The organism is Bifidobacterium sp. LH_512, from assembly GCF_056356435.1.
This window is the reverse complement of the sequence record NZ_JBKEUE010000001.1, coordinates 974,302-991,214: the sequence shown is the minus strand read 5'-3', so window position 1 is coordinate 991,214 and position 16,913 is coordinate 974,302. Positions and strand designations below refer to the sequence as shown.

12 protein-coding genes and 1 tRNA gene are annotated in these 16,913 nt (G+C 59.5%); 5 read left to right on the top strand and 8 right to left on the bottom strand.

Annotation, left to right across the window (positions count from 1 at the left end; translation table 11 throughout):
- Positions 1–176 precede the first annotated feature (176 nt).
- Positions 177–250 (top strand) — tRNA-Pro (locus tag AC1AWD_RS04300).
- A 95-nt stretch (positions 251–345) separates the two neighbouring features.
- Here AC1AWD_RS04300 and AC1AWD_RS04295 read toward each other — a convergent pair.
- Positions 346–552, bottom strand: coding sequence for a helix-turn-helix domain-containing protein (locus tag AC1AWD_RS04295; protein ID WP_476563983.1), 207 nt, complete (start codon positions 550–552; stop codon positions 346–348).
- Between the two features lie 45 nt (positions 553–597).
- Here AC1AWD_RS04295 and AC1AWD_RS04290 point away from each other — a divergent pair, with 45 nt between their 5' ends.
- Positions 598–1,866 (top strand): tyrosine-type recombinase/integrase, encoded by a 1,269-nt coding sequence (locus AC1AWD_RS04290; RefSeq protein ID WP_476563981.1) that lies wholly within the window; start codon positions 598–600, stop codon positions 1,864–1,866.
- A gap of 22 nt (positions 1,867–1,888) precedes the next feature.
- On the opposite strand, the gene AC1AWD_RS04285 is transcribed toward AC1AWD_RS04290, so the two are convergent.
- From AC1AWD_RS04285 to AC1AWD_RS04255, 7 genes are all read right to left on the bottom strand, one after another.
- Positions 1,889–2,356 carry a hypothetical protein gene (locus AC1AWD_RS04285; RefSeq protein WP_476563980.1) on the bottom strand — a complete coding sequence of 156 codons (468 nt, stop codon included), beginning with the start codon at positions 2,354–2,356 and terminating at the stop codon, positions 1,889–1,891.
- 395 nt (positions 2,357–2,751) lie between these two features.
- Positions 2,752–3,714 carry a protein rep gene (locus AC1AWD_RS04280; RefSeq protein WP_476563978.1) on the bottom strand — a complete coding sequence of 321 codons (963 nt, stop codon included), beginning with the start codon at positions 3,712–3,714 and terminating at the stop codon, positions 2,752–2,754.
- Positions 3,715–3,902: 188 nt separating this feature from the next.
- Positions 3,903–4,670 carry an FtsK/SpoIIIE domain-containing protein gene (locus AC1AWD_RS04275; protein WP_476563976.1) on the bottom strand — a complete coding sequence of 256 codons (768 nt, stop codon included), beginning with the start codon at positions 4,668–4,670 and terminating at the stop codon, positions 3,903–3,905.
- Complete coding sequence (locus AC1AWD_RS04270; protein WP_476563974.1) at positions 4,667–5,032, bottom strand: hypothetical protein; 366 nt, start codon at positions 5,030–5,032, stop codon at positions 4,667–4,669. Before AC1AWD_RS04270 ends, AC1AWD_RS04275 begins: the two co-directional genes overlap by 4 nt.
- 83 nt (positions 5,033–5,115) lie before the next feature.
- Positions 5,116–5,436, bottom strand: a complete 321-nt coding sequence (locus AC1AWD_RS04265) for a hypothetical protein (RefSeq protein ID WP_476563972.1) — start codon at positions 5,434–5,436, stop codon at positions 5,116–5,118.
- Positions 5,437–5,495: 59 nt separating this feature from the next.
- Positions 5,496–6,275, bottom strand: coding sequence for a hypothetical protein (locus AC1AWD_RS04260; RefSeq protein WP_476563970.1), 780 nt, complete (start codon positions 6,273–6,275; stop codon positions 5,496–5,498).
- Between the two features lie 100 nt (positions 6,276–6,375).
- Entirely contained in the window at positions 6,376–9,015 is a 2,640-nt protein-coding gene (locus AC1AWD_RS04255; protein WP_476563968.1) for a bifunctional DNA primase/polymerase, read from the bottom strand.
- A gap of 1,063 nt (positions 9,016–10,078) precedes the next feature.
- On the opposite strand from AC1AWD_RS04255, the gene AC1AWD_RS04250 reads away from it, so the two are divergent.
- The 3 genes from AC1AWD_RS04250 to AC1AWD_RS04240 all read left to right on the top strand — a co-directional run bounded on the left by AC1AWD_RS04250 (position 10,079) and on the right by AC1AWD_RS04240 (position 16,878).
- Complete coding sequence (locus tag AC1AWD_RS04250; RefSeq protein WP_476563966.1) at positions 10,079–11,197, top strand: hypothetical protein; 1,119 nt, start codon at positions 10,079–10,081, stop codon at positions 11,195–11,197.
- A 154-nt stretch (positions 11,198–11,351) separates the two neighbouring features.
- Positions 11,352–11,762 carry a hypothetical protein gene (locus tag AC1AWD_RS04245; RefSeq protein WP_476563965.1) on the top strand — a complete coding sequence of 137 codons (411 nt, stop codon included), beginning with the start codon at positions 11,352–11,354 and terminating at the stop codon, positions 11,760–11,762.
- A 196-nt stretch (positions 11,763–11,958) separates the two neighbouring features.
- Positions 11,959–16,878: a type ISP restriction/modification enzyme gene (locus tag AC1AWD_RS04240; protein WP_476563963.1), complete on the top strand. Its 4,920-nt coding sequence runs from the start codon at positions 11,959–11,961 to the stop codon at positions 16,876–16,878.
- Positions 16,879–16,913 lie beyond the last annotated feature (35 nt).

Here is a 16,913-nt window from a genome sequence, read left to right as displayed (position 1 = left end):
GGGCCAATTGTAGTGCAGCGAATACGCATGCGGCGGACGAGCGATCCCACTCAGACGAACACCTGTGATGCTGCAAAACAAAATTACGAAATCGGCTTGTCGTACGAGGAATATGCGTTATACTATCTTCTTGTGTTCACGCTCGGTAGTGCATCGTACTGACGAACGGAGCATGACGGGCTGTAGCGCAGTTTGGTAGCGCGCCTGCTTTGGGAGCAGGATGTCGCAGGTTCAAATCCTGTCAGCCCGACAAAAAGGGCGGAAAATCAACGATTTTCGGCATTCTGTTTTTCGGGTGCAGGGTTATCGGGTACATTTCGGGTACATTGCGGGGATTGGTTTAGATCATTCGATTGGATTGATGGTGTTGTCGTCAATCCATCGGTCGATATCGACCTGCCGGTATCGGATGAGTCTGCCGACGGTCACGTACGGCAGTTCGCGGCGTTCGCTGCGCCAGCGTGAGAGCGTCGAGACGGGGATGTCGAGCTGCTCGGCGGTCTGCCCGGGGGTGAGCAGGCTATGTCCGGTGTTGGTGCTGTTGTTCTTCATATCGTGCTTCTATGCGGCGCGCGTCTGGGCGCATAGGTGACGGTCATGGCTAGGAGTTGGATTAACGATCGGTGGCTGACCGATGCGGTGAAGACGTTGGATGACGGCTCGAAGGTGCGCGTGGCTCCTTCTGCGGCGATGAAGCGTGCGTTATCAATGCACACGGGTGATCCCGAGAAGGCAAAGGTCCCGGTTGAGTTCCGGACCAGCGTGTTCGGCCAAGGAGCCAGATGGACCGTGTACTGGATGGCGGACGGTGAACGTCACCGCAGGAATTTCAGGGATTACCGCAAGGCGGACGAGTTTCGGGCCGGTCTGGAGGACGACATCAGGTCCGCGAAATACGTGAATCCCAAGGATTCCGAACGCACCTTTGGCGAGGTGGCCGAACTCTGGGCGACGGGTCTGCGGGGCAGTATCAAGCAGTCCACGGAGGCCCGTTATCTGCGGGAGTTGAGGATTTGGGTGCTGCCGCGCTGGGGCACGGTGCCCTTGGGACGTATCGGGACGGCGGCCGCGCAACGGTGGGTAGCGCAGCTTGTTTCTGGGGATGCGCCTCGTGACGGGCGAATTGGACAAGCCCGGCCGTTGGCGCCGAAATCCATTCGCTCGGTGGTGAAGATCGTGTTCAAGGCCGTGCTGGATTTTGCTGTGTCGAACGGGTGGCTGTCGGCCAATCCCGTTGATCAGGTGAAGCTGCCACGGGCAGTGCCGGTGCGTCGGCGCGTTTATCTGACCCCGGTCGAGGTTAAGGCCATCGCCGATGAAATGGACGACGATAATGCTATTGCCGTGTTCCTGCTTGCGTATACGGGAGTGCGTGTCGGTGAGCTGCTTGCGTTGCGGTGCGGCGACGTCGACCTTGATCGGATGACGCTGTCGGTGTCGAAGACCCAGTCCGTGGATGTAAACAACCGGACGATTGAGACCACGCCGAAAGGAAACCGTTCCCGCACAGTGCCGATTCCCGAGGGATTACGCGCCGGAATCATGCGACTGGCCGATGGGCATGGGGCAGATGAATATCTCGTTCGTGCGCCACGCGGGGGCATGCAGACCACGCAGAATTGGAGGAATAGGGTCTGGTCTCCGGCATTGCGGGCCGCGGGTATGGATGACATCGACGGGTTGACGATACACTCGCTGCGGCACACGTACGCGAGTCTGGCGATCCGGAGCGGCGCGGACGTGAAGACCTTGCAGGCGGTCATGGGCCATGCATCCGCGGCGGAAACATTGGACACGTACGCGGACCTGTGGCCCAGCAGAACCGGCGAGGTCGCGGCCGTCATCAACCGGGAGATCCTGCTTTAGTACATAAACGCGGTTAATTACGTTACCTGCCCCAGCCGATGCCGTGGCATATCGCCGATACCACGATTGCGGCCAGCGACGTGTCCTCGTCTATTGACAGGGCGGCGTAGGCGAGGTCTATCGCGGTTTGATAGTTGCCGATTATCCAATGCAAGTAGGCCGCGGAGGCCAGCGGATGCGCCAGATGCCGGTTCTTCCCCTCCTGCGCCAGTCCGTTGGCGATACGCTGCGTCCGGATGCGCGGGATGCTGTCGGGGTGCTGATAGGTGCGGGTTAGACGGCGTTCCATTTCAGCCTTCGTGCCATGAGGATCTTTGACGATTTCGGCAAACTTGTCCAGCGTTAGGGTATCGTCAATCGCTGCTAATAATACGGCGTCGCGCACTGCATAGCTGTGATTGATGGCTTCTGCCAGGTCTGCCAGGTTCCCCTTCTCCGGGGCCTGCATGTCATGCCAGATGCGTGCGATGGTGATGTTGGTGACGCTCATGATGCACTCCTTATAATAGTGACTTTGTTTTTTGCCGTTCCCGGCGCCAGCTAAAGGGTTCGTCGGATCCGTCCGTGCAAATCGACGGACGGGATACATTCCGCGCGTGGCGATTTGCACGGACGGATCCGACGAACCATGATGATGTGCGCGGGGAACGGGAAACTGCGCCGGCCGTCGGCCGGCAAGGATGCATGAATACCGTCGTCCGGTCTCAACGCCGGACGTCCCCGTAGACGGCGGGCTTGCCCGCTCCGATTCCCGTCGCCATCAATTGTTGGCTGATTACTGTTGTGTTGGCGGGCTATGTGATGCTGGTATGCCCGCGCGTAAGCGCGGGCGAGCCCCCGGCCGGCGTTAGCCGGCAAGGGGGCGGCTCGGTAACTAATACGCGACTAATTGCGCGCCGGTGCGGTGCATTCCTCGATGACTTGTACGGCGATGGGCACTTCGCCGTTCTCGATATGTTGCAATGCAAAAGCATAGATTGATGGCGATGTGCGCAGCATGCGGTACTGATCGATGGTCAACGGCAAGACAGGTACGCCGTGTACGGATTGTCGGATGATCTGCTCGTCGGTAGGCTCGTCGCCGGTGATGCCCATATCATGCCGCAGGTGCCGGCTCCAGGTGATTGTGCGTCGGCGTCTGGTCACGTCCACGTATTCGATCCACAGGCGTTTTGCCGTGTCCATGCCGAGTTCGCCAGTCACGTCATCGTCCAGGAGTTGGAGGGGGTTGATTCCGTCATTGCTCCGTGACGACTTGCGGTCGCCTCGGATGATTTCGGACGCGATGTCCCTGCGTCTGTCCGGCGGCTTGACCAGATAGTCGGCGATCACGGTTTTCCCGTCAACCTCCTCCAGTAGCACGCCGTGACGTTTGGAAGGAGCTTTCCTCGCGGGATCGATGGCGTGCAGGTTCGCCACCCACATCTCCGTGATTTGTTTACGGTCCGGGACCGTGTGACTGGCGGTGAACAGGAGGATGTGCAGGTGGGGATGCCATCCATGCCGGGCTGACCATGTGATTTCCGCGGCCCGCACATAATGTTCAATCGCATAGTCCCGGGCATAGCGCCTCCATGCCTGCGATCCGCGCATACGCGCCCACGCGGCCGAGACGAGAGGCAGCAGCTCGTCGAGCGGATCCGTTTTACCGTGGGGAATAGTCAATGTGGCAAACCACAGGCTATGCCCCTCGACGGCCATCCACCGTTCGACCGCGGTGCGTAGATCCCTTGCCCGTCGCGTGCGGATGATTGGCGTGCAGATCGGACAGCACCATGGATTGGCGCAATGTTCCGCGCCCGCTATATAGGCCTTACCGTTGCGCAGTCGGATGCTGGTCCCTGTCAATGGCCAGCCGCAGCGTGCTGGTCTCGGCAGGTCTCGCAACTGCCATGACTTCAATCGTCCGCTCCCGCCGGAAGCACGATCCAGCAGCCACGCCTGCGACCGTGATCGGCGTGCGTATTGATCCTCGCGCCAGCGACGCAGGTCATCAGATCTGCGACGTGCCTCTCGTTGTTCGTCTGTCCGGATGGTCATTTAAAACCCTCCAGCCCATGGGAGTCAACGGTGCGAAAACGTACCGCCTGCCGACGCATGGCATCGTGCCAGTATCCCGTGCCAGGCATATCCGTCGGGATGGTGTGCGGTGTGCAGCCGTCCCTGACAGCGTCTTCGCCCATCATCATGACCGTTTCCGCGCGGGAATTCAAGGCCAGCGCGATACGGTTGGGAAACCTGTCACGCAGGGGCGTGGCTTCTTTTCGCGGGTCCTGCGATGCTCCGATTACCGTGATTCCCGCGCTGCGCCCCAAACGCAGTATTCGATCCAGCAGACGTTGGCACTGCTCCTGCCGAGTCCGATCCTCCTTGCCGACCGCGCCCGCCAGCTCTGCCATTTCGTCAATAATCAGCACGACCAGGGGCGTATCCGCGCCGATATCGACCTTGGTCCGCCCCTGCTCGCGCAACGCCTGATTGCGTTCCCTGCGAATCCGGTCGATTTGGCTGAGCAAAGGAGTGACCTTGTCCGGCTCGTCGGCCAGGTCCTGCATCCAACGCCGCCACGGGCCGAGCTCAACGCCATCCTTCAAATCGATGCCAAACAGGATCGCTGTTCCATGGAGGATATCGGGCAGCAGATTAATGATTATCTGACCGATCAGCCGGCTTTTGCCTGAACCGGTCCTACCCGCGATGAATGTGTGCATACCGGGCGGGATAACGATAACGCCGCCATCCAGATTGTTGCGTATCCACAGGATGCCTCGTCCGGGCGGCGGCGGTATGACACGAATGCTCATCGTGTGAGTGTCCAATCGCGGTAGCGGGCGCGATGTTTGGAGGATTGCGCGTCATCCATGTTGAGCGATCGCATCATCATCACACCTGCTTCGACCGCATCCTCGGGTGTTACGATGCGCGGAATCAGCTTGTCCGGTACATGGATGCGGATGGTATGGGCAAACCCTAGCGTGAATGGCAGGCCAGGTCCGTAGGTGACTCTTACCGCCGACCTGTCATCAGGCTTGATGCGCAATAGCGCGCATATGGTCTCGTGGTTCTCCCGCGTCTCGTATGCGGCGCGTGCGATCACGATGCCAACGAGTATCAGTGGGAGAATGACCGGTAGAAGGCCGATGAACTGGGAAACAAGATGCTCCATGACGGTACTCCTTAAAACAGGGGACGCCAACCGGTTGGCTGACGTCCCCTGTCTATGCGGTATGACGCTGTATCAGCGTATCGTTATGGCTTTGGGATACCTCCTATCTGGCTGATCGCCTTCGCATTCCAGCTGATCCCGGACCTGCCCTCGTTCGCCCACGGGAGCGCGGTCAAGTCCTCGATCCGCACCTTCGCATTATCGTCCATTGTGATTGGGGTCATATTGGCTACGTTGATCTCGATCACCTCGGGCTTGTCGTCCTTTGGCTTGACCAATACACTGACGCGCTGCACGGGTATGCCATCGCGCATCACAATCGCGCCATCCGGCGTGGTCCTCGTCGTCGACTGCACGTATCGTGCATCACCCAAGGCTCCCGGGTCAACGGGTATGCGACGCATGCTGTACCTCCTATTGCTTATTTGCCGATAAGCCGACGGTTGCCGACCTTGGCATACGACTATGCGGACGCGATCGGCTGTGATGCGGGATGCAATGCCTGCCTTACCCAAAGCGACGCCAGGGTCATGTGCGGGATGCCCATCCGCTTGCAATATTCGGCGATCTCAATCAGATAGGCGTATGCGGTCGATACAAAGACCTCGCCATCGTACCCGCAGTCGGCCGAATAGACGCGGGCCATCTTGTCGCGGATGATTGCATCGTTGCCACCCAGCCATGCATCAGACGTGCCTGCCGCCACGCGCGTGGCGACGGGATCATAGTCGATGCCACGCTCGATCAGCGCGACGATCAGCAGGGCGTAGGTCCTGCCCATGCCGTGCGCCACGAGCCGTTGCCATTCGTCCGTCTGTCGTATGTGTTGGACGGGTGCATAGTTATGGCAGACGATAGGTGGTCGCACCTCGGTCGTGCGAGCGGGGTGCGGATCCGATTCCGATGGTTTTTGCTGCTCGCCCGCAGGCTCTTGCTCGATAAGCCGAGTCAGCAGCTCTGCCGCGCCGCCGGCCAAAGCGTCCTGCGGCGCGTCGGGATGCGAGGCAAGGTATTGCGTGCACAAAGCCTCGTACTCTTTCGAGGTCTCCCTCTCATCGTCGTCCAGGGGTGCAGACTGGTCATCATCCATGATGCGCCGCCACCGGTCGGGTATCGTGCCGCCCTGATCGTCGGCCAGCGTGATCAGCAATGCCAGATACGGGCCGATACCGGCGGCGGTTAGACGTTTGTACGTGCCCAGTTCCGTGTATCCGTTCCACGGACGCCGTGTAAAATCAATCATATACAGATTCCCTCATACGCGTGAAGAAAATATAGTGAGGGGAAGGGCCTCCGTCTCGATGGCGAAGGCCTTTCGATTCATGCCCCTACACAGGGGGTGGTCAGATCGTCGGGCAGGGGATCCCCGCCTGATCGCACGCGTCCTGCATGCAGCGCAGCGTATCCTGCCGGTCATGCCATGACGGGACCTGACCGACGGCCGTACGGAAAAGCCGGGCTACAGTCGTATCGTCCAGACGCTCCTCGCGCGCTTTCTGGGCCAATCCGTAAAACCATCGGCACATGGCGTCATGCACGGCGTGCTCCGTCATGGTTGGTGGATGCAGGCGGAAGGGGATGCCATCGACCTTGATACCCGGAGCCATGTCCGCGGATGCCGCGTCCATGCCCGCGAAAGGACTCCGGCCACGCCATGACCGCCGATCCGGCGAATCCGACACGACAGGGGTCAGACGGTATAGCGGCCGCTTCGCCTTGTCGGGCTGCGTGGTGTCCAACAGCCACGCATACAGCATGTCGGACATGACGGGCACTTCCCGCATGTCGGCGGGGACATCCACCGGCTGGTAGTCGCCAGTATCGATCCTACTGCCTCCGGCCAGCACGTATCCGGTCATGGCGGCACGCAAGTCCACCTGACTGTCGCCGTTGGCATGGGTCGGCAACGTCTTGCCCTCCGGCAAACGGTACAGGCAGTGCACGCCACCCGACGGCGTGCGGACTATGTACGTGCGTGGCAACGTGTCGGATCCGTACGGGCCCACCGCGTCCTGCATAGTATGCCAGCCGCTGTCCTTGCCGGTGGCATGGCAGTCGCAGTCGATCCACACATACCGGTTGTCAAGGAGCGTCATGCCCCACGCGTCGCTCTCGTTCAGATGATCCCGGCAGGCGTCCGGCATCTGTTTGGCTAGTTGTTGCCAACTTGTGATGCCGTCGGTGAGCCGCTGGAGCAGTGGCGTGTCCGGCGCCTTCACGCGATTCCGTTCTCCTTCAGCATGTGCGATGCATGGGAAGAGTGCCGTGCGCGCGCCCGCAGCCGCCAGCACGTCGGACCAGGACGCCACCGACTCCAAGCCCGCCGGCATGTTGCCGCCGTCCGGGACTGGCTTGATGCGTTCGGCTTCTTCTCTTGCTGTTGCGGCCTTGACGGCGTCAAGCTGGGGAGCCCAGATGGCATATCCGGCGCTGCCCGGTCGAGGTGCGAAATACGCGAAGGTGGTGTCACGGTGCAGATTATGAAGCTTGCAGTATGCGGCGGTCGGATGCCTGCGCTCCAATCCCAACGACTTGGCCGTGATGCCGGCACGCCTCAGCTCGTCACCGAGCACGCAGCCGTCCGTCACGATCGTCATGATGATGCTCGCGACGGACGCGCTGATCTCCGCGTCGGAGGCGTACTGGGGTACGCCGTGGACGAATCTCCCCTGAGCGGCCGCCCACTCGAATGCCGACGCCAGCATGAAGGCGTCGAACGTGAGGACGGATTTTTGCATCCGATAGCTTTTCGCCCAGCCGGGTGTTGAGATGGTCGCGAACGCGAAGCGCCGTTGTTGCGAATAATCGGACGACAGCGGGAGGATGCTGTTCGTGGTTATCAGGACGAACGATTGCGCCTTCGTGATTTCGGTCATCGCGTTTTTGCCCTGTAGACGAGGAGGGGATGGCAGGGTGCCGGTCAGGATCGGCTTCAACTTCGCGATGGCGGCGGGCCAGTTGCCGTGCGGATCGTAGTCATCACAGAGGGCGAGCATCTTGCTCGCCAGGTTGTACATCGCGTTCTCGGCCGTCAGCGCAACCGGGTGGCTGAGGGAGTCGATCGGAAGGTTGAAGTGGGAGGTCGGATATCCCAAATCCCTCATGTCGTTCAGGATGGAGCTTTTGCCGATGCTGCCGGGGCCTTGCAGGACCACGCACTCCTCGGCGTGGTCGCGTAGATAGGGGGCAGCGAGCAGCATGAGCAGGTTGCGTGCGGACCCGGCGTCGGCGCAGCCGCTACGGAGGCAGTCGCCGGCGTTGCGCCGTTTGCGCAGCAGTTCAATAGTGCCGAACTGTCGGGTGTCGCGGCCGCCGATGGTCGGGTGCCGGAGGGCTTCCAACGCCTCTTCCGATAGGTCGCAGGTATCCGTCTCCGTCCGCCCGTTGGGAAGCAGCCCCTGCCATTCGCCCCCGTCCAAACGGTAGGCGACGATCCATTTACGATCATCAGTCCCGCCGTAATAGACGGCCTTGATCTCGCCGTCGGAACAGTGCCATGTGATGCCGCCGATGATGATCCGGTCGAGGTCGAGGAGCGTCTGACGGATCAGTATTTCGATATCACCGTTCTGCTCGGTTTTCTCGGCCCGCAGGACGGCGCTGACCCGGGGGCAGGGCACGTATGATGCGGGCAGTTTCGCGGGGTCGGTGACGAGATTGATCCCGTGATCGAGACGGTAGGTCGTCTGCCCGTCCACGGATACGGCAAGATCGCCGATGGCCATCTCGCCGGCCGCGCAGACTACCCAGACCGGCAGCTCCGATGTGCTGGGATACAGGAGCTTGCCGTCGCAGACCGTCTGGTTCTGCATGCGTACCGCCGCATAGTCTGTGTCCGCGAACGGATCCCGGTCGCAGCACCAGCGGACCTTCCTGATGTCTTTTGCGTACTGCGGGGGCAGATGGTAGGCCTCCGCCAGCCTGCCGGCGAAGGCTTCCGTAACAGTGTTCAGTTTTGCGATTGGATTGTTGTTGTCATCCATATGCTTCCGCCATTCTGCTATGGTTTGATTTTTCTTTTTTCGCGCCGCTCGCCCTGCGGCGTGGGACCCATCATAGCGAGGGCGGAATGGCGGAAAATCGGGAAATATCCAATCCGATGGTCGGATCATTTCGGCAGGCGGCCGGGAGGTCAAAATTCCGGAATTTAGGATGGCGTGTGGACGTTGTTATGTCAGAAAACGCTGAAGTGATTTGTTTTTCCGACACCAGTACGGTACCTTGAAGTGAGCGAGGTTAAAAAGCGTAGTAATCCCGCCATTCTGCAACCCCGGTTCGCCCCCGGGGTTTCTATTTTCTGTGAGGAATATCACAATTTCGCTTGCGGCAAAGCGAAGTGGAAAAAGAGGGATTTTCGAGGTGTGCGGCGTGTCGGAAAATATGTGAAGGTTTTGTAGAGGCCGTTTTTTAGGAGGCGGGAAAAGTCACAAAACCGGCATTTGCGCGTGTCGCGGCGACTTATCCATACGCCTGCCAGTGAGGATGGCCTATGGGATTCATATATATGTACGAAGTCAAAATGACTCCATCAGCGCGTATGGACGATTGCGGCCATGCCGTATCTCCGGCCCTGCCCTCTAACATGTAAGGACATCAAGGGACATCGGGGGACACTGCCGGTGTCCCCTCTCGGACGCTTGATATTCCGCCATTTTCATGTAAGGGGACAAAAGGACACCGATTTTTGAGGTCCTTACTCATGTCTATGTGCATCAGTTTCCACTGTCCGGTGTCCCCATGTCAACGAATCGTTGGAATGGTGCGTTTTTCTCTCGGACGTCGGTAAATCCCGCATGCGCAGGTGTCCCTGCCGGCATCATGCAATCGATCAGCATATTGCCCGCTTCTTGTTTTCTGCCCCGCGCGTCGTGGTTTTTATTCGCTTCTATGATTGGAAATGGGCGTCGTAGGCGGTTCGGCGTTTGCCGTCTGGCCGGGGACGCATGTATTGACAGGTCCGGGCTTACCCATACCCAATGGTGGGATGTGGCGGGATCCGGATTCGACGCAATCAAGTCAATGCTTTTTCACAAAGGAGACGAAGACATGGTTTGGGATGGGAAGAAGGCGACCGGAGTGGCGGTCGCGCTTGCGTTGACGGTGACGTTCGCGGCCCCGGCGGCCGCCTACGCGGACGGGACGGATACGTCGGCGGACGGGGGAGTCCAGACGCTGTCATCCTCGTACGGTATTGAAGATCTGAAGAATGCGCAGGCTCTGTGGTTCGATTGGAATCCGGATGCTCCCGATTATGATCAGGCCCACGTAATCGAAGGTTTCGATTACAGAAGTTCCGGCCCCTATTATTTCCCCTGGGGGTCTAGCGGCGACACCCATACCGGGGTTCAGGGCGTCCCCGCCGGTTGGACCCAGTGGAAGGAGAACCCCGATAATCTGAGCATCTACTACGCCCAAAGCCCGGACGGCCAGTTCACCATGCATTGGATTTTCATCCAGGAGGAGCAGCCCGCCGCGGATGTGGATGATCTGTCCGGCATCACATTCACGGTGGCCGGTCAGCGTCTGCCGTTCGATCAGAATACGACCGATTATACGGTCAATGGGGATGTCGTCATCAGCGGCCTGCCGTCGGGTTGGACGGCGAAGGTCAGCAATGGCAGCGGCTATGGCAGTGTGTTCTTCATCGACTCGAGCGGCATGTCGAGCCGCAGCTATTATTTCACCGGCGGGAACATATATCTGCAGGGTCAGGAGCCGGCCGAACCGTCCGAACCGAGCGGGGATGGGACGCTACCCCTGTACCGCCTGTACAATCCGAACAGCGGTGAGCACCTGTATACGATGAACGCGACCGAGTACAATCATCTGGTTTCGATCGGCTGGCGTGGGGAGAACATCGCGTTCCAGGTGTACGACAAGGACGGCACCGAAGGCTACCCCGTGTACCGTCTCTATCATCTGAGCGGCACGCGTCGGCATCATCTGACCGCGTCCGCCGCCGAGCGTGATCATCTGATGGCGAACGGCTGGCGGTATGAGGGCGTCGCGTTCCGCTACGATGATTCGATGGCGACCGTGTATCGTGGCTACAGCAAGAGTCAGGATGATCATTTGTGGACGTTGAGCCGTCATGAGTTGGATGTGGCGGTCGGCAACGGCTGGCGTGACGAGGGCATCGCGTTCGGCCAGGGTGCGAGCAACTGAGGCTGGCCTAACCGGTTGGATGATGATTGTCAGGCGGGCGGAACAGTCGAATTCCTGATATTAATCGTGTAGTCGCGTTGGTTTTGGCTGTTCCGTTTTTGCCTGCATAGAAGGCAAGCGTTCCGATACTTATTATGTAGAAAGGAATGCCGTCATGACCACGCCCGACGATATCGCCCGTCACATCATCATGTCCCTACCGGACCCGCCGTCCGACACCGAGCTGGCCGATCTGGCCGAGGTCGGGTTGGACGGGATCATGATGTACGACGTGCCGCAACGTTTCGCCGATTTGCCGGATTTGTCCGCTCGGGAGCAGGCGGAGGCGGATGACCGTCTGTGGAGGTTTTACGACCATGTAGCCTGTGCGGCGTCCAAGGTCGGATGCGGCCCATATTTCGCGGCTCTGACTCAAATCCTGCCGTCCGTGACGAACTATTCAATCAGCGTATTGATGGAACTGTGCAATACGGAGAGCTTGAATCCTCGCGCAATCGAGATCACGCGTGACTGCATCGTCACCGCATTGCGCTCCGAGGCACGGAAACTAGGCGTGTATTGCTGAGCGTATTGCCGGGGGCTGCTGCTCCGCCGTCGCTTTTTGTGGAAGTCGCAGAGCGCTATCATTGGCTCGCCCATATCCCGATATCCTTTTCTGAATAATGTCTGTCATTCGGGCTTGTCTCCGGATGGTTTTCGACTGTGATTCGGTACAGTTGAGAGCGGAACAGTGTCGCCCGGGGTGAAAGGATGTCGTGCGTATGGTTACGACCGTTGATGAGGTGTTTGATCAGATCGTTTCCGATTCGGCCGATCTGCGGCAGCAGGGCACGCGTTGGGAGCGGGCGGTCCAGTATTTCCTGCAGCATGATCCGGCATGGGCTGAACGTTTCGCGAACGTGTGGATGTGGGATGACGCGCCGGAAGCGTTGAATCCCGGCCGTCAGGACACGGGCATCGATCTGGTCGCCCAGGACATGGACGGCGAGTATTGGGCGATCCAGGCGAAATGCTATTCCAAGCAGCTGTCGAACTTGGACGTGAGCACGTTCTTCATGACGGCGATGGCCGACGCGCGGTACAAGCATTACATCATCGCGGACACCGCCCCGTCGATCAGCCATAATCTGGAAAATTATATCAGCGAGCATGCCGATCGCGACATCGTGCGCATCGACTTGGATTGGATCCGCAACGCCAACATCGACTGGTCGCCGTTCACCGGCGCGGGCGTCAGTGCGGGCCGTGTCATCTACGAGCCGCGCGACTACCAGCGTGAGGCCATCGACGCCATCAAAAAAGAATTGAAGGATCATGACCGTGCGCTGGCGGTCATGGCGTGCGGCACCGGCAAGACATTGACGTCGTTGCGTTTGGCGGAGGAACTGTGCCCGGGCGGCACGGTCCTGTTCCTCGCTCCCTCGATCAGTTTGGTCTCGCAGACCATGCGCAGCTGGGTCAACCAGGTGCGCGGCAGGATCAACACGTACGTCGTCTGCTCGGACGGCAAGGCCTCCAAGGTCGTGGACGAAAGCTACGGGCAACTGTCCGACATCCCCTATCCGGCGACCACGAACGCTTATACGATCGCGGAACGCTTCAAACAGCGCGAGGACGCGTTGAACGTGGTGTTCAGCACGTACCAGTCGATCGACGTGGTCGCCAAGGCGCAGGAGCTGGGCCTGCCGGACTTCGATCTGGTGATCTGCGACGAGGCGCACCGCACCACGGGCATGGTCAAGGAGGAAGGCGCTTTCCAAAAGGTTCACGACAATGATTTCCTGCACGCGCGCAAGCGCGTGTATATGACGGCCACGCCGCGCATCTACGATACGGGCGCGAAGACCAAGGCGGAGACTATGGGAGCGGTCGCCGTCGCCAGCATGGATGACGTGGACACGTACGGCCGCTTGTGCTACAAGCTCGGTTTTGGCAAGGCCGTGGAGAAGGGCATCCTGACCGACTACAAGATCGTGGTCATGCAGATCAGTGAGAGCATGATTCCCGCCAGCATGCAGCAGCGTCTCGCCGAAATCACAGGAAGCGCGGAAATCAAGGTCGATGACCAGGCCAAATTCGTCGGTATCTGGAAGGCCCTTTTCGACCGTCGGCACGCCAGCGACCTCAAGGGCGTGGGCCGTCACGCGCGGTTCGAAGGGGACGAGGATGCGGGCCGTCTCCTGCATCATTCGATCGCGTTCGCCGCGAGCATCAAAGCCTCGAAACAGTTGAGCAACGAATTCCAGAACGTCATCAACGCGTACACGGCCGCGTTGGGCGATGAGAACGAGGAGGAGCGCAAGGCCCTCATGGACGAGGCCGGCAACATCACCTTCGAGGTGGATCATGTCGATGGAAGCATGGACGCGGTCACGCGCGCGGGCAAGCTCGCCGATCTGGCCGAGGATGACGGCGCCTGCCATATCCTGTCGAACGCGCGTTGTCTGGCCGAAGGCATCGACGTGCCCGCATTGGATGCGATCATCTATCTGAGCAGCCGTAAGTCGCGTACCGATATCATCCAGTCCGTCGGCCGTGTGATGCGCAAGGCCCCGGGCAAGGAGTACGGGTACATCATCCTGCCGATCTTCGTGCCCAAGGGCATGGACCCGACCATCAGTCTGGCCAACAGCCCGGAATACCAGATCGTCTGGCAGGTCGTGAACGCGCTGCGCGGCCATGACGAACGTTTGGAAGCCAAGATCAACGCGGCCGCGTTAGGCGACGCGGAGGCATTGAGCCATATCGTCGAGGTCGACGTGCTCGACGAGAACCGGCTCGTGGATCGGCGGAAAAAATCCGGCAAGCATCATATCGGAGAGAACGAGCAGCATCCCGGCGATCCGGAGCCGAGCGACCCGGACGATCCCAAATCCATGAAACAGGGCGAGTTCCAGCTCGACGACCTGCGCGAACTGGCGGAATCGATCCAGGCGCAGATCGTCCGCAAGTGCGGCACCCGGATCTATTGGGGCGAATGGACCGGCGACATCGCCGAGATCACCACGAGCCGCGCGGCCACCATCAGCCATCTGGTCGAGCAGGGGGCCGCGAAGGACGGGTTCGACCTGTTCCTCACCGGGCTGCGTGACAGCCTGAATTCCAACTACACGCCGGTCGAGGCGGTCAGCGTGCTCGCCCAGCACGAGGTCACCCGCCCGATCTTCGCCAGCCTGTTCGACAATCCCGAAGTGTTGGACAACAATCCGATCGTCAAGGGCATGGATCGTGCGCTCGAGGACTTCTACGAGGCCGGTCTGCCCCGTCAGCTGGGCGACAGGCGTCTGGAGGACCTGTACGACAGCGTGCGCACCTGCGCCGCGCAGGTCGTGTCGGACGGCGCGAGGCAGAACCTCGTCAAGGAGATCTACAACGACTTCTTCAGCGTCGCGTTCAAGGACATGGCCGCCGAGCTGGGCATCGTGTATACGCCCGTCGAGGTCGTCGACGCCCAACTGCACATGGTCCAGCGCGCCCTGCAACGCGAGTTCGGCCAATCACTGGGCGACCGCGACGTGCACGTGCTCGACGGGTTCGCCGGCACCGGCACCTACATGTGCCGCCTCATCGAGGACACAACCCTCATCAGCGACCGGGACCTCCCGTACAAGTACGAGAACGACCTGCACTCCAACGAGATTGTGCCCCTCGCCTCCATGATCATGGACATCAACATCGAACAGTCCTACCACAAGCGCATGGGCGGCGACTACAAGCCATTCCCCGGAGCCCTACTCACCGATACCTTCCAGATGAGCGAAGAAGGCGACACCATGGATGCCGGCTTGTTCTCGGAGAACTCCGAGCGCGTCAGACAACAGCTCAACACCCCGATCAAGGTCATCATCGGCAACCCACCCTACCGGGCCGGCGACATCGACAACACCGGCAACCAGAACACCAAATACCCGTCCTTGGACGCGCGCATCGAACAGACTTACGTGGCTGAATCGAATGCTACGTTGAACAGCAAGTTGTACGACCACTATATCCGTGCATTTCGTTGGGCAAGCGACAGGATTGGCGGCAGCGGCATTGTCTGCTTTGTATCCAACGGCGGATGGCTCACCGGAGCATCCAGCGCCGGCGTACGCCGCTGCTTCAGCCACGAGTTCAATGACATCTACGTCTACAACCTCCGAGGCAACCAGCGAACGCAAGGCGAGGAATCACGCCGTGAGGGAGGCAAGATCTTCGACTCCGGATCTCGCGCGACCATTGCGATCACCATGCTGGTCAAGAACCCCGGTTCTAACCATCATGGTGTCATCCATTACCGTGATATCGGCGACTACCTTAGCCGCGACGAGAAACTCGAAATCCTCAAAAAGACCGTGGACGCCGATCCCGAATATACCATTCTCAGCCAGGACAGATACGGCGACTGGCTCGATCAGCGCGACGACTCCTTCTACCAGTTCATCCCGATCAAGCGCATGTATAGAGAGACCGCTTTAGGAGTGTCCACGAATCGCGATACATGGGTTTGGAACTATGGGAAAGCGTCTCTACAGTTTAATGCTGAACGCATGTCCAAAGCTTACGAAAACAGCATTAGAAACGGTCATGAAACCGCTGATCCGTCCGCAATCAAATGGACCGCAGGATTGCGTCAGCGACTTAAGAGCAGGGAACCAATTCCGTACGACAGCAAAGCCATACGTGCCGCGATGTATAGACCTTTTTCCAAGCAATGGCTGTACTTCAACCCTAAAATGATTGAGCGTCCGAGTAGTCAACCAGCATTGTTTCCCGAGAAAGAAGTCAATAATTATGAAATATGTATCTCGGGCATCGGCAGCCGGAATTTTTCTTGTCTGATCACCAACGTACCCCCCTGTCTAGATTATGTGGGGAAAACACAGTGTTTCCCGTTGTATTGGTATGAGAAGGTGGAACCGGAGACAATTGAGTATCCCGATCCTGGAACGCTCGATGACGAACTGTTCGCCGATCCCATGCGTCAGGGCATGTTCAAGATGTCGAAGAAGAGCAGGTCGGCGGAATCGGAACATTGGGTGCGTCATGACGCCGTCACCGATACCGGTCTGAACGTGTTCCGCGAGGCGTATCCGGGGCTGCCGATCAGTAAGGAGGACATCTTCTACTACGTGTACGGGATCCTCCACAGCCGCGAGTACCGGACCAGGTTCGCCAACAACCTGTCCAAGGAGCTGCCGCGCATACCGCTGGCACGGGACTTCAAGAAGTTCGAGGAGGCCGGGCGCAGGCTCGCGAAACTGCATCTGGGGTACGAGAAGGTCGAACCGTGGCCGGTACGGGAGATCGGCGATTCCGAGAATCCGGGGCGTACGGTGAAGATGTCGTATCCACGCAAGGTCAAGGATCCCGAGAGCGGTAAGAAGGTGCCGGATAGGACGGTGCTGAACGTGGCGGAGAACCTGACCATCGAGGGCATTCCGGTGCGTGCCTACGATTACGTGGTCAATGGCAAGTCCGCAATCGACTGGTTGATCAAGCAGTACCAGGTCACCACGGACGCCAAGAGCGGCATCGTCAACGATCCGAACGAGTATTCCAAGGACCCACGCTACATCGTGGATCTCGTGGAAAAGGTCATCCGGGTGAGCATGGAAACCTTGGACGTCGTCAACGGTTTGCCGAGACTCGACGAACTGCCCAAACCCTCATGCTGGCCGGCGGAATGGGGCGAGGCATGAGTGATGACCGCGCTTTCCTGACCTGTAAAACGGGG

Coding starts and splice junctions, on each gene's coding strand:
- AC1AWD_RS04285 (WP_476563980.1), bottom strand. CDS start 2,356: ATGAGCGTCACCAACATCACCATCGCACGCATCTGGCATGACATGCAG.
- AC1AWD_RS04260 (WP_476563970.1), bottom strand. CDS start 6,275: ATGATTGATTTTACACGGCGTCCGTGGAACGGATACACGGAACTGGGC.
- AC1AWD_RS04265 (WP_476563972.1), bottom strand. CDS start 5,436: ATGCGTCGCATACCCGTTGACCCGGGAGCCTTGGGTGATGCACGATAC.
- AC1AWD_RS04240 (WP_476563963.1), top strand. CDS start 11,959: ATGGTTACGACCGTTGATGAGGTGTTTGATCAGATCGTTTCCGATTCG.
- AC1AWD_RS04250 (WP_476563966.1), top strand. CDS start 10,079: ATGGTTTGGGATGGGAAGAAGGCGACCGGAGTGGCGGTCGCGCTTGCG.
- AC1AWD_RS04245 (WP_476563965.1), top strand. CDS start 11,352: ATGACCACGCCCGACGATATCGCCCGTCACATCATCATGTCCCTACCG.
- AC1AWD_RS04275 (WP_476563976.1), bottom strand. CDS start 4,670: ATGAGCATTCGTGTCATACCGCCGCCGCCCGGACGAGGCATCCTGTGG.
- AC1AWD_RS04270 (WP_476563974.1), bottom strand. CDS start 5,032: ATGGAGCATCTTGTTTCCCAGTTCATCGGCCTTCTACCGGTCATTCTC.
- AC1AWD_RS04255 (WP_476563968.1), bottom strand. CDS start 9,015: ATGGATGACAACAACAATCCAATCGCAAAACTGAACACTGTTACGGAA.
- AC1AWD_RS04295 (WP_476563983.1), bottom strand. CDS start 552: ATGAAGAACAACAGCACCAACACCGGACATAGCCTGCTCACCCCCGGG.
- AC1AWD_RS04290 (WP_476563981.1), top strand. CDS start 598: ATGGCTAGGAGTTGGATTAACGATCGGTGGCTGACCGATGCGGTGAAG.